At 64.6% G+C, this 12709-nt stretch carries 11 protein-coding genes; 6 read left to right on the forward strand and 5 right to left on the reverse strand.

Going from position 1 to position 12709, the window contains the following annotated elements; translation table 11 throughout:
- Positions 1–313: 313 nt before the first annotated feature.
- Entirely contained in the window at positions 314–2413 is a 2100-nt protein-coding gene (locus ABB27_RS06535; RefSeq protein WP_057627553.1) for a prolyl oligopeptidase family serine peptidase, read from the reverse strand.
- Positions 2414–2481: 68 nt separating this feature from the next.
- A complete protein-coding gene (locus ABB27_RS06540) occupies positions 2482–2799 on the reverse strand; it encodes a hypothetical protein (protein WP_057627554.1) in 318 nt (105 codons plus the stop codon).
- 136 nt (positions 2800–2935) lie between these two features.
- Here ABB27_RS06540 and ABB27_RS06545 point away from each other — a divergent pair, with 136 nt between their 5' ends.
- Positions 2936–3538, forward strand: coding sequence for a lipocalin family protein (locus tag ABB27_RS06545; RefSeq protein ID WP_057627569.1), 603 nt, complete (start codon positions 2936–2938; stop codon positions 3536–3538).
- 807 nt (positions 3539–4345) lie between these two features.
- Here ABB27_RS06545 and ABB27_RS06550 read toward each other — a convergent pair.
- From ABB27_RS06550 to ABB27_RS06560, 3 genes are all read right to left on the reverse strand, one after another.
- Positions 4346–4693, reverse strand: a complete 348-nt coding sequence (locus tag ABB27_RS06550) for an SH3 domain-containing protein (RefSeq protein WP_057627557.1) — start codon at positions 4691–4693, stop codon at positions 4346–4348.
- A 79-nt stretch (positions 4694–4772) separates the two neighbouring features.
- Positions 4773–6803: a M3 family metallopeptidase gene (locus ABB27_RS06555; protein WP_057627559.1), complete on the reverse strand. Its 2031-nt coding sequence runs from the start codon at positions 6801–6803 to the stop codon at positions 4773–4775.
- 34 nt (positions 6804–6837) lie between these two features.
- Positions 6838–7959 carry a PLP-dependent cysteine synthase family protein gene (locus ABB27_RS06560; RefSeq protein ID WP_057627561.1) on the reverse strand — a complete coding sequence of 374 codons (1122 nt, stop codon included), beginning with the start codon at positions 7957–7959 and terminating at the stop codon, positions 6838–6840.
- Between the two features lie 357 nt (positions 7960–8316).
- On the opposite strand from ABB27_RS06560, the gene ABB27_RS06565 reads away from it, so the two are divergent.
- The 5 genes from ABB27_RS06565 (at position 8317) to ABB27_RS06585 (ending at position 12685) form a co-directional block, all read left to right on the forward strand.
- Positions 8317–8694: a CopL family metal-binding regulatory protein gene (locus tag ABB27_RS06565; protein WP_057627563.1), complete on the forward strand. Its 378-nt coding sequence runs from the start codon at positions 8317–8319 to the stop codon at positions 8692–8694.
- A 119-nt stretch (positions 8695–8813) separates the two neighbouring features.
- Positions 8814–10631, forward strand: coding sequence for a copper resistance system multicopper oxidase (locus tag ABB27_RS06570; protein ID WP_057627571.1), 1818 nt, complete (start codon positions 8814–8816; stop codon positions 10629–10631).
- Complete coding sequence (locus ABB27_RS06575) at positions 10628–11722, forward strand: copper resistance protein B (RefSeq protein WP_057627564.1); 1095 nt, start codon at positions 10628–10630, stop codon at positions 11720–11722. The genes ABB27_RS06570 and ABB27_RS06575 overlap by 4 nt, the downstream gene beginning before the upstream one ends.
- A gap of 61 nt (positions 11723–11783) precedes the next feature.
- Positions 11784–12083: an EF-hand domain-containing protein gene (locus tag ABB27_RS06580; RefSeq protein WP_057627566.1), complete on the forward strand. Its 300-nt coding sequence runs from the start codon at positions 11784–11786 to the stop codon at positions 12081–12083.
- 59 nt (positions 12084–12142) lie between these two features.
- On the forward strand, positions 12143–12685 hold the full coding sequence (locus ABB27_RS06585) for a DUF411 domain-containing protein (RefSeq protein ID WP_244479163.1): 543 nt from the start codon (positions 12143–12145) through the stop codon (positions 12683–12685).
- The last annotated feature ends 24 nt before the right edge of the window (positions 12686–12709 follow it).

Below are 12709 nucleotides of genomic sequence, written 5' to 3' on the forward strand. Positions count from 1 at the left end.
GCTGTGGCTGTGGCTGTGGCTGTGGCTGTGGCTGTGGCTTTGGCTTTGGCTGTGGCTTTGGCTTTGGCTGTGGCTGTGGCCTTCGCTGTGGCTTCGGCTATTCCCTTCTCCCGCTTGCGGGGGAAGGTGCCCGGAGAGCGGATGGGGGGGAGGCTTTCGAGCTTCGGAAGCAATTGCCTCAGTTCACCCTCAGTACTTCGCCCTGCCCTCACCCCAACCCCTCTCCCGCAGGCGGGAGAGGGGCTTAAGCAAAAAAGCAAAAACAAACGCCACCTTTCGGTGGCGTTTGTTTTTCATCACGTCAAACCAAGCATCACTTCTTGCTCAGCTGCTCCCACAGGAAGCTATACGCCAATGCCGACATATGCGCAGCCTGTGCATTGTTTGCCGCACCACCATGGCCGCCTTCGATGTTCTCGTAGTAGGTCACGTCCTTGCCTGCATCGATCATCTTGGCCGCCATCTTGCGGGCGTGGCCCGGGTGGACACGGTCATCGCGGGTGGAGGTGGTGAACAGCACCGGCGGGTAGTTCTTGGCCGGGTCAAACAGGTGGTACGGCGAGAAGGTCTTGATGAATTCCCAATCGGCCGTATCCGGGTTGCCGTACTCGGCCATCCACGAGGCACCGGCCAGCAGGTGGCTGTAGCGCTTCATGTCCAGCAGCGGAACCTGCACCACCACCGCACCAAACAGCTCCGGGTACTGGGTCAGCATGTTGCCGGTCAGCAGACCGCCGTTGCTGCCGCCCTGCACACCCAGGTGCTTGGCCGAGGTGATGTTGCGGCTGACCAGATCCTGCGCCACCGCCGCCATGTCCTCATAGGCCTTGTGGCGGTTCTGCTTCAGCGCCGCCTGGTGCCAGCGCGGGCCGTACTCGCCACCGCCGCGGATGTTGGCCACCACATAGACGCCGCCCTTGTCCAACCAGGCGCGGCCCATGCCGCCGGAATAACCCGGGGTCAGCGAGATTTCAAAGCCACCGTAGCCGTACAGCAGGGTCGGGTTGGAACCGTCCAGCTTCATGGCCTTGTCGTGCACCACGAAGTACGGCACGCGGGTGCCGTCCTTGCTGGTGGCAAAGTGCTGCTCGATCACCTTGTCGCTGGCATCGAAGAACGCCGGCATGGTCTTGAGCACTTCCGGCTGCTTGCCGATTTCGGCCAGGGCCAGCGTGGTCGGGGTCAGGTAGTCGGTGACGGTCATCCACACCGCGTCGCTTTCATCGGCGTCCACCGCGCCAACACCAATGGTGCCGAAGGCCGGTGCACCGGTGAAATCGCTGCTCACCCAACCATCCTTGCCGTGGGTCAGTACTTTCAGGCGATTCTTGACGTCGTCCAGCACGTTCAACACCACGTGCGACTTGGTCCAGGTGACGCCGGCCAGCGAGGTGGTCTCGGTGGGCGCGAACAGCACGTCGAACTCGCGCTTGCCGGCCATGAAGTCATCAAATTTGGTTGCCAGCAGCGAGCCAGCAGCATAGGTCTTGCCGCCCACGGTCCACGGCTCGCGCAGTTCCAGGGTCAGCCATTCGCGGCGCACACCCTTCTCGGCCGAGTTCGGCGCGTCGACCTTGGTCAACTTGCCATCGGCGCCGATCACGAACAGCTCGTTGTTGTAGAAGGCAATGGTGCGGCTGACGAAGTTGCGCTCGAACCCCGGCGTGTCGTCGTGCATCGCCGCGATGTACATGTCTTCCGGCTTGCCTTCATACACCGGGGTAGCGGCGGTGATCGGGGTGCCGCGCTGCCAGCGCTTGACCACGCGCGGGTAACCGGAGGTGGTCATCGAGCCCGGGCCGAAGTCGGTGTAGACGAAGACGTTGTCCTGGTCGATCCAGCCCAGGCCGCCCTTGGCCTCGGCGCGGAAGAAACCGTCCTTGATCCAATCCTTCTTGGAGATGTCGAACTCGCGGGTGACATCGGCGTCAGCGCCGCCGCGCGACAGCGCGATCAGGCAGCGGTTGTATTCCGGGCGCAGGCAGTTGGCGCCATGCCATACCCAGTTCTCACCCTCGGCCTTGTTCAGCGCGTCCAGGTCCAGCACGGTTTCCCACAGCGGCTCGGCCTTGCGGTATTCCACCAGCGTGGTCCGGCGCCATACGCCGCGCTCGTGCTGCTTGTCCTTCCAGAAGTTGTAGTAGTAGTCGCCAATCTTCTCCACGCCCGGGATCTTGGCGTCCGAATCCAGCACCTCGCGGATGCCAGTCTCCATCGCCTTGAACTGCGGGGTCACGGCCAGGCGGCCTTCGGACTTGGCGTTCTGCTCCTTCACCCAGCCCAGCTGTTTGTCGCCGGTGACGTCTTCCAGCCAGGCGTACGTGTCCTGGGAATCGTCAGCGGCCATGGCGGCCCCGGCCAGGCCGGAAGAAAGCAGGCCTGCCACAAGGCAGGCGGAGGTGAGTCGAGACATGTTGGCTCCATGCGGTCATAAGCCGCGAACGCTAGCACAGGCCCTGCCCCATCCCCACGTGTCGAAGGTCAGGCCGCCTGTGGCAGGCGGCGCCGGGCCGGACGGCGGCCACGGGTGGCCTGCGGGCCGCGCCGGCGCGGTTTGGCGTGGCGGTTCCGCCAGGCTGCGGGTAGGCGAAAGCGGTACAGCGCCCACCATGCGCTCAGCGGCATGCCCAGCAGCCACAGCGGCAGCCAGCCGATCCATTGGCTGTGGCCGCGGGCCGCCGGCCACACCAGCAGCAGTGCCAGGCCAGCCAGCGCCGCCTGCCTGACGCAGCGCAGCACACGCGGATCGGGCGCTTCCTGCGGGTTAAGACGGGATGACGATGCAAGCGGCTTGGTCATGACGTTCTCCGGCAACATGGCTGTGTTGGAGTGCATCCTCGGCGGCCGCCATCTCACAGACTGCGACCTGCCATTGACGCGCCCATCGCTGGCCGTCGAACATGCTGCCCTGACCTGCACTGGTGCCCTGCCCGTAATGCGACCAATTCCTGTTTTCCTGTCTGCCGTGTTGTTGAGCCTTGCCCTGCCGCTGACCCCGGCCCACGCGCAGGAGGCTGCCCCGACGGCAACGACGGTGGAGGAAGGAATCGCCGAGGGCCCGATTGACCTGCAGCGCTTCATGGGCCGCTGGTATGTGATTGGCCGCGTGCCGAACTTCGTCGAGCGCGGCCATGTGGCCAGCGTCAATACCTATACCCTGCGCGACGACAACAAGGTCGCCATCCACTACCAGTTCCGCGAAGGCTTTGCCGAGCCGGCAGAGGAAATCGACATCCGCGCCAAGGTCGACGAAGACAGCGGCAACCGCCGTTGGCGCACCTGGTTCTACCGCGTGGTGCCCACCCACACCCGCATCCTGGAAGTGGCACCGGACTATTCCTGGGCATTGATTGGCTACCCAGGCCGCGAAATGGCCTGGATCTTCGCCCGCACGCCGGACATGGACAACGCTACCTACCGCCAGCTGGCCACCCGCCTGCGTGACAAGTACGACGTCAACACCGACAAGCTCAAGCGCGTGCCGCAGCACCCACAGCAGGTGGACAAGCTGGGCTTTGAAGTGCCGAACAAGAAGTAAAAGCAGCAGATGTAGTGCCGAGCCATGCTCGGCAGGGGCTTTCCCAGCGCCACATCGGATATGCAATCTGCAGGAGCGGCGCGAGCCGCGAAACTGGCGTTCCAGCAGCCAGCCAACAGCTAACCCCTCCCCTACGCCTCCGGCGCAAGGGAGGGAGCGTAGTGCCGAGCCATGCTCGGCAGGGGCTTTCCCAGCGACCCCTCAGATTTTTGATATGTGGGAGCGGCGTAAGCCGCGAAGCCGGCGTTCCAGCAGCCAGCCAACAGCCACCCCCTCCCCAACCCTCCCCTACGCCTCCGGCGCAAGGGAGGGAGCGTAGTGCCGAGCCATGCTCGGCAGAGGCTTTCCCAGCAACCCTTCAGATTTTTGATATGTAGGAGCGGCGTAAGCCGCGAAGCTGGCGGAAAACGACGGCTACACAGCCTAAAACCAGAGCCTCCCCCCATCCGCCCTGCGGGCACCTTCCCCCGCAGGCGGGAGAAGGGACAAGGTTTGCTGCAATCTGAAGATTCACTGCAGTCTCAATGCTCGCTGCAATCTCAGGATTCGCTGCAATCTCAGTGCACAGGTAACGCTACTGTCGAGCATCGCCCGGCACTACGCTCCCTCCCTTGCGCCGAAGGCGTAGGGGAGGGCTGGGGAGGGGTTGTGGCTGTTCGCTGCCTGCCGGAACGCCCTCTTCGCGGCTTATGCCGCTCCTACAGATTCCATAGCCGATGCGGTGCTGGGAAAGCCTCTGCCGAGCATGGCTCGGCACTACAACTGCGGGTTATCTGCCGAGCATGGCTCGGCACTACAACCGCGGGCTTATCCGCCCGGCTTGGCCGTCTCTATCACCACGCCCATCTGCTTGCCGGCCTCGGCCAGCCTGACCTTCTTGCCGTCACTGCGGGCGATCAGATAGTCGGCTGCTACCCAGCCGCTCTTGCCGTCGGCGCGTACGTTGCACCATTGCAGATCGGCCAGGCAGCGCTGTACTTCCACCGTGGTACCCACCGGCAGCACTGCCAGGCGCTCGGCGCGCTGGTCCGGCGCGCTGCGCAGGTTCAAGCCATTGCTGACCTGGGCGGCGGGCTCATTGATGCGCGGTTGGAACCACAACACCGCGCCGATGATGGCCGCGCAGGCTGCGACGCGGGTGATTAGCCGGGGCATGTCGTATAGATCGGGGAATACCTGCCCCCAAGCTTGATCCTCATCGTCCCGGCTGACCAGCCCCGGCCGTGGCCGGTGTTCAGGCAGTCATGCCGCTATGCCGCAACAAGGCGTCAATCTGCGGTTCACGGCCACGGAATGCGCGGAAGTTCTCAGCCGCGCTGCGACTGCCACCGCGCGACAACACCTCGTCGCGGAAACGGGCACCGGTCTCGGCCAATGCGCCTGGCGCCTCCTCGAAGGCGGCATAGGCATCGGCGCTGAGCACCTCGGCCCACTTGTAGCTGTAGTAACCGGCCGCATAGCCACCCGCGAAGATATGGCTGAACTGGTTGGCAAAGCGGTTCCAGGCCGGCGGGATGTTCACCGCCACCTCGTCACGCACGCGCTCCAGCAGCTGCAGCACGCTTTCCTGTTCCGGCTGGTACTGGCTGTGCAGCAACATGTCGAACAGACCGAACTCCAGCTGGCGCACGGTGAACATGCCGCTCTGGAAGTTCTTGGCCGCCAGCATCTTGTCGAACAGTTCACGCGGCAGCGGCACGCCGGTGTCGACGTGCGCGGTCATCGCCTGTACCTGTTCCCATTCCCAGCAGAAGTTCTCCATGAACTGGCTGGGCAGTTCCACCGCATCCCATTCCACGCCATTGATACCGGCAACGGCCAGCTCGCCGATGCGGGTCAACAGCTGGTGCAGGCCGTGGCCCATTTCGTGGAAGACGGTGGTGACTTCGTCATGGCTGAAGGTTGCCGGCTTGCCATCGTTGCCACGGCCGAAATTGCAGACCAGGTAGACCAGCGGCGTCTGCACACCGGCAGCGGTGACGCGGCGGTTGCGGCAATCGTCCATCCACGCACCACCGCGCTTGCCTTCGCGCGCGTACAGGTCCATGTAGAACTGGCCGACCAGCGCACCATCGGCGCCCACCAGGCGATAGAAGCGCACGTCTTCGTGCCAGACCGGAGCGCTGTCCTGCTCGACCTTGAGGCCGTACAGGCGCTCGATCACGCCGAACAGGCCGGCCAGCACCTTGGGCTCGGTGAAGTACTGCTTCACTTCCTGCTCGGAATAGCTGTAACGCGCCTGCTTGAGCTTCTCGGCCACATAGGCCAGGTCCCAGGCCTGCAGTTCATCCATGCCCAACTGCTCGCGGGCGAAGGCCTCCAGCTCGGCGCGGTCGCGCTGCGCATAAGGCTTGGCACGTGCAGCCAGATCACGCAGGAAGCTCAGCACCTGCGGGGCATCGCTGGCCATCTTGGTGGCGATGGAATACTCGGCGTAGTTGTCGAAACCCAGCAATGCGGCCAGTTCGGCGCGCACGGCGAGAATGCGATCGATATTGCCGGTGTTGTCCAACGCGGCGTCGCCGAACTCCGATGCGCGCATGGCATGGGCGCGATACAACTGCTCGCGCAGCGCACGGTTGTCGGCGTAGGTCTGCACCGGCAGGTAGCACGGCATCTGCAGGGTCAGCTTGTAACCGTCGCGGCCATCCTTCTGCGCGGCCGCGCGGGCACTGGCAATCACATCATCGGGCAGGCCCAGCAGGTCGTCGGCCACATCCACGTACAAGGCAAACGCGTCACCGGCATCCAGCACGTTCTGCGAGAACTTCGCCTGCAGCCCGGACAGCTCTTCCTGCAATTCGGCAAACCGCGCCTTGCCGGCATCGTCGAGCTCGGCACCGCCCAGGCGGAAATCGCGCAATGCGTTTTCCAGCGCCTTGCGCTGTGCCTGGTCATAGCCTGCTGCTTCCGGCGCGGCGGCCAACAGCTTGTACTGCGCGTACAGCGCCGGGTTCTGCGCAACGGAACTGCCGAAGCGGCTGATCCTGGGCAGGTTGGCGTTATAGGCCTCGCGCAGTTCGAGGGTATTGACCACCGCCTGCAGGTGCGAGACCTGGCCCCAGGCGCGATACAGCCGCTCGGTAGCGTCATCCAGCGGCACCACGAATGCCTCCCAGCTCACCGGCGCCACCGTTTCGGCGGCCTTCACCGCGGCTTCGGCCTCGGCCAGCAGCACATCGATGGCCGGGGTGACATGTTCGGCGCGGATCGCGTCGAAACGCGGCAGGCCGGAGAAATCGAGCAGGGGATTGGGGGTATTCACGGCATTCCTTCAAACAGGTCCGGCTACGCCGGTATCAACCTTGATATGGCGACGCTTCCAGCCAGGCACAAGGCAGGTCGGGCATGCCTTGCCCGGCAACGGCGGTGGCCACTACCGCATCGGCGCTGGCTACCTCGATGCCCTGCTGGGTGTACCAGTCCGGGTTGTAATAGCTGTGCGCGTAGCGCTCGCCGGCATCGCACAGGATGCTGACGATGGAGCCGTCACGCCCGGCCTGGCGCATCTGCTGCGCCGCGTACAGCACGCCCATGAAATTGGTGCCGGTGGAACCGCCAACGCGGCGCCCCAGGCTGGCACTGACATGACGCATCGCCGCCAGGCTCAGCGCATCACTCACCTTGACCATCGCATCCACGCAGGTGGGGATGAAGCTGCGTTCAACGCGAGGACGACCGATGCCTTCCACGCGCGACCCGCCTTCGCAGGTCATGGTGCGCCAGTCGCGGCCTTCCAGCGCGGCGCAGTAGCCGTCATAGAAGACCGACACTTCCGGATCGGCACAGAGGATGCGGGTATCGTGCCGGCGATAGCTGACGTAGCGGCCCAGGGTGGCGGCGGTGCCGCCGGTACCGGGGCTGCAGACGATCCATTCCGGCACCGGATGCGGCTCTTCGGCCATCTGCTTGAAGATGGACTCGGCGATGTTGTTGTTGGCGCGCCAGTCGGTGGCGCGCTCGGCGTAGGTGAATTGGTCCATGAAGTGGCCGCCGGTTTCGCGCGCCAACCGCTCGGATTCGCCGTTCAGGTCACAGGCGCGCTGCACCAGATGGCAGCGGCCGCCGTGGAACTCGATGGCGGCGATTTTTTCCGGCGAGGTCGTGGCCGGGATCACCGCGATGAACGGCAGGCCCAGCAGGCGCGCGAAATAGGCCTCGGACACGGCGGTGGAACCGCTGGAAGCCTCGATCACCGGGCCGCCCTCCCGCAACCAGCCATTGGCCAGCGCATACAGGAACAACGAGCGCGCCAGACGGTGCTTGAGGCTGCCGGTCGGATGGCTGGATTCATCCTTCAGATAGACATCGATGCCGGGGAAGCCGGGCAGATCGACGGGAATCAGATGGGTATCGGCCGAACGGTTGTAGTCGGCTTCAATCTTGTGGATGGCCGCCGCCACCCAAGCACGCTGGGACATGGATCGCCACTTCATTGGTGAAAGCTGGAGTGGATTCTACTTGCTTGGCTTGCCGGGGGATGGGCAATAGCTACTGCCAGAGCCAGAGCCAGAGCCTTACCCCTCCCCAGCCCTCCCCTGCGCCTGCGGCGCAAGGGAGGGGGTAGAAGCGCCGGCGTCGGTCAATTTATCGGGGAGTCTACCTCCTCCCTTGCGCCGCAGGCGCAGGGGAGGATTGAGGAGGGGTGCTTTGGCTTTGAGATGCGTAACAGAACCGGCTCCACCCCAACCCACCTGCGTACCGGCTCTCCCCAACCATTCAGCCCAGCCCCTACTCAGGAATGTTATGGTTCAGCCTCGCTTCCAACCGCAAAGCCCGTGCCGCGCATCCTGCTGCCCCTGCTGCTGTGCCTGACCCTGATCGCTGGTGCGGTCGGTTCGGTGTGGTCTGCAACGGCGATGGCCATGCCAATGCAGGCGATGACGATGGCGATGACGATGGAAGACGGCGACAGCGCACACGACTGTTGCCACCAGGAAGAAGCAAACCTGCAATGCGACAGCGGCGACGCCGACAAGGCCCCCTCGCCCTGCGCCAGCGGTGACAGCTGCGACTGCAAACAGCATTGCAACATGCTGCCCAGCGTCGCGATGACGCGGCTTGCACCAATGCGTCATGCATTGGCGCCAATGCCAGCACTACCCTCCCGCGACGACGTGGCCCCAGGCCAGCTCAACCGCCCTCCCATCGCCTGAAGCCGGCGCCTGTGCGCCCTGCAGATACCTGTGCCGTGGCCTTCGCCCTGGCGCATCCCTGATCTGTTCAGGACATGCAGCACCGCATCGTGATGCGGCTGCATGACCGGGAGTTCCACATGTCATCTGATTTTCTTTCCGACCCGCGCTCGGCGCTGTCGCGACGTCGTTTCGTGCAGGGCCTGGCCATTGGCGGCGTCGTCGCCGGTGCCGGCCTGGCCCGCATTCCACAGGCCTTCGCCGCCGGCAGCGCCATGGCAGTGCCGCCGGTTGAGCTGCGCGGTACCGAGCTGAGCCTTGCGATTGGCCGCTCGGCAGTCAATTTCACCGGCCGCACCCGCCCCGCCATCACCGTAAATGGTTCCTTGCCGGCGCCGATCCTGCGCCTGCGTGAGGGCGATACGGTCAACCTGCGCGTGGCCAATACGCTCACCGACGAAATGACCTCCATCCACTGGCACGGCATCCTGCTGCCGGCCAACATGGACGGTGTGCCGGGCCTGAGCTTCAACGGCATCGCGCCGGGCGAGGCCTACCAGTACCGCTTCCAGCTCAAGCAGTCCGGCACCTACTGGTACCACAGCCATTCGATGTTCCAGGAACAGGCCGGCCTGTATGGCGCGCTGATCGTCGACCCGCTGGCACCGCCGCCGTACCACTTCGACCGCGAGCACGTGGTCATGCTCTCGGACTGGACCGACATGGATCCCACTGCGCTGTTCCGGCGCATGAAGAAGATGCCGATGCATGACAACACCTACCAGCGCACGGTCGGTGACTTCATGCGTGACGCGCGCAAGGACGGCCTGCGCGAGACGCTCAGCGACCGTGGCATGTGGGGCCGGATGCGGATGACCCCGTCCGACCTGTCCGACATCAATGCCCACACCTATACCTATCTGATGAACGGCACTGCGCCGGCCGGCAACTGGACCGGCCTGTTCCGCAGCGGTGAGAAGGTGCTGCTGCGCTTCATCAACGGCTCGGCGATGACCTACTTCGATGTCCGCATTCCCGGCCTGAAGATGACCGTGGTAGCCGCCGACGGCCAGTACATCCATCCGGTCAGCATCGACGAGTTCCGCATCGCCCCGGCCGAAACCTTCGACGTGATCGTCGAGCCGACTGGCCAGGATGCCTTCACCCTGTTCGCCCAGGACATGGGCCGCACCGGCTATGCCTGCGGCACCCTGGCCACGCGCCAGGGCCTGCAGGCGCCGATTCCGCAGATCGATCCGCGCCCGCTGCTGACCATGAGCGATATGGGCCACGACATGGGCAGCCATGGCGACCATGCCGGCATGGAAGGCGGTTGCGGTGCCAACATGGGCGCCAAGGGCATGGAGGGCGGCTGTGGCGCCGCGATGGGCCACGATGCACATGCCGGCCACGGCGCGGCGGCGGGCGACAAATCGCCCAAGCACAAGCCCAGTGAAGCGGGCAATCCACTGATCGACATGCAGACCTCGGCCACCGAGCCCAAGCTCGATGACCCCGGCATCGGCCTGCGTGACAACGGCCGCAAGGTACTCACCTATGGCGCGATGCGGTCCTTGTTCGAGGACCCGGATGGGCGCGAGCCCGGCCGCGAGATCGAACTGCATCTCACCGGTCATATGGAAAAATTCGCCTGGAATTTCGACGGCATTCCGTTTGCCGGCGCCGAGCCGATCCGCCTGAACTACGGCGAGCGGATGCGCATCGTGCTGGTCAACGACACCATGATGCAGCACCCGATCCACCTGCACGGCGTGTGGAGTGACCTGGAAAACGCCGATGGCGAATTCCAGCTGCGCAAGCACACCATCGACATGCCACCGGGTACGCGCCGCAGTTACCGCGTGCGGGCAGATGCCTTGGGCCGCTGGGCCTTCCACTGCCATCTGCTGTACCACATGGAAGCGGGCATGATGCGCGAAGTGAGGATCGACGCATGAAGACCTTCTCTCACTCCCTGCTGTTCATTGCATTGGCCGCCAGTGGCAGCGCATTCGCGCAGGACCCGCATGCCGGGCATGCGGGGCACGGCGCTGAAGCCAAGCCGGCAGGGGATCCACATGCCGGGCACACCATGCCCAAGGCCAAGGCGGCCGATCCGCATGCCGCACACCGGGGCCATGGCGAAAAGGCCAAGGCTGCTGATCCGCATGCAAGCCACTCCATGCCGAAGGCGGAAGATCATTCCAGCCACGGCGCGACAGCTGATCCACACGCGGGGCATGCAATGCCTGTCGATCCGCATGCGGGCCATGCAATGCCCGCCGATCCGCATGCCGGGCACAACATGCAGGGCAGCAGCGCCAGCACGACGCCGCGTGAGCCTATCCCGACGCCCACCAAGCAGGACTTCGACGACGCCTTCCCGGTGTTGAAGCCGCATGCAATGGAGCACGCACCGTCGTTCAACAGCCTGGTGGTGTTCGACCACCTGGAAGCCTGGGACAACGCGCATGGCAGCGGCCAGGCCTGGGGCATCGATTCCTGGTTCGGCAATGACATCAACCGCCTGTGGATCCGCAGCGAAGGCGAGCGCAGTAACAGCGCACTCGGCGATTGGTCGGTGGACGCGCTGTACGGGCATTCGATCTCACCGTGGTGGGACGTGGTAGCCGGTGTGCGGCAGGACAACAACCGGGAATCGCCGGACCTGACCCGCGCCGCCTTCGGTCTGCAGGGCATGTCGCCGTACAAGTTCGAAGTCTCGGCGATGGCCTATATCGGTGGGCCGCGCAAGGCCGAGCTGGCCTTCGAGGTCGAGTACGACGTGCTGTTGACCAACCGCCTGATCCTGCAGCCGGTGGTGGAAGCCAGCATCGTGGCCGATGACGATCCGCGCCGTGGCGTGGGCAAGGGCCTGAGCAGCGTGGAGGCAGGCCTGCGCCTGCGCTACGAGATCACCCGCAAGTTCGCACCGTATGTGGGTTTCGTGCACGAGCGCGCGTTCGGCGATACCGCCGACCTGCACCGTGACGCCGGCGAAGGCGTGAGCGAATCACGCTGGGTGGCCGGCGTGCGCTTCTGGTTCTGATGCGTCGGGATGGCGTCGTATGCCGGCGCCATCCTCACTCTCCCTACAAGGAATGAATTCGATGAAATTCTTTATCCAGGCCGCGCTGATCGGCGCGATCACCCTTGCTTCGATTTCCATCGCGCAGGCCCAGCATGCCGGCCATGAGCATCACGCACCGGCAGCCAAGCCCGCTGCGAAGGCACCGCAGGCCGATGCAGCGGCAACGTTCACGCGCTTCGACACCAACAAGGATGGCTTCATCAGCCGTGAGGAACTGCCCAGCGGTCACCCGCTGCTGCCGCACTTCGGTATGAGCGATGGCAACCGCGATGGCAAGCTGGATGCCAAGGAATTCGCGCGCGGCCTGTCGATGCTGTAACCCCCTTTTGCCGCACCGGCCAGTGGTCGGTGCGGCGCACTGCCCAAGGAATCAAGATCATGAAAATTCGTTCAAAGCCGATGTTGTCGCTGCTTGTGCTGGCCGCCGGCACCTTGTTGATCAGCGCCTGCAATGCCAGCCCGTCGACTGCAGCTACGACAACCGCTGCGGCTACTTCTGCGACACCTGCAAAAGCGGTTGAAGCTGCACCGGCCAGCAAGGCCTTGCCGCTGGTGGTGGTACACAAGGACCCGAATTGCGGTTGCTGCGGCGGCTGGGCCGAGCATGTGCAGGCAGCGGGTTTCCCGGTACAGCTCAACGACACCAGCGACATGATGGCGGTCAAGCAGCGGTTGGGAATCGGTGACGGCATGATGTCCTGCCACACCTCCGAGATCGACGGCTATGTGGTGGAAGGCCATGTACCGGTGGAAGACATCAAGAGGCTGCTGGCCGAACGCCCGCAGGCGCGCGGCCTGGTATTGCCGGGCATGCCGGTAGGTACGCCGGGGATGGAGTCGCCGGACGGCTACCGCCAGGCGTTCACGGTTGCTTTGTTGGGCAATGATGGTTCGTTGAGCGAGTTTTCAAAGCACGAGTGACCTGCGCTTGAAGCCCCTCTCCCG

The organism is Stenotrophomonas terrae, assembly GCF_001431465.1.
GTDB lineage: Bacteria > Pseudomonadota > Gammaproteobacteria > Xanthomonadales > Xanthomonadaceae > Stenotrophomonas > Stenotrophomonas terrae.

Coding starts and splice junctions, on each gene's coding strand:
- ABB27_RS06585 (WP_244479163.1), top strand. CDS start 12,143: ATGAAAATTCGTTCAAAGCCGATGTTGTCGCTGCTTGTGCTGGCCGCC.
- ABB27_RS06545 (WP_057627569.1), top strand. CDS start 2,936: ATGCGACCAATTCCTGTTTTCCTGTCTGCCGTGTTGTTGAGCCTTGCC.
- ABB27_RS06580 (WP_057627566.1), top strand. CDS start 11,784: ATGAAATTCTTTATCCAGGCCGCGCTGATCGGCGCGATCACCCTTGCT.
- ABB27_RS06575 (WP_057627564.1), top strand. CDS start 10,628: ATGAAGACCTTCTCTCACTCCCTGCTGTTCATTGCATTGGCCGCCAGT.
- ABB27_RS06540 (WP_057627554.1), bottom strand. CDS start 2,799: ATGACCAAGCCGCTTGCATCGTCATCCCGTCTTAACCCGCAGGAAGCG.
- ABB27_RS06550 (WP_057627557.1), bottom strand. CDS start 4,693: ATGCCCCGGCTAATCACCCGCGTCGCAGCCTGCGCGGCCATCATCGGC.
- ABB27_RS06535 (WP_057627553.1), bottom strand. CDS start 2,413: ATGTCTCGACTCACCTCCGCCTGCCTTGTGGCAGGCCTGCTTTCTTCC.
- ABB27_RS06560 (WP_057627561.1), bottom strand. CDS start 7,959: ATGTCCCAGCGTGCTTGGGTGGCGGCGGCCATCCACAAGATTGAAGCC.
- ABB27_RS06570 (WP_057627571.1), top strand. CDS start 8,814: ATGTCATCTGATTTTCTTTCCGACCCGCGCTCGGCGCTGTCGCGACGT.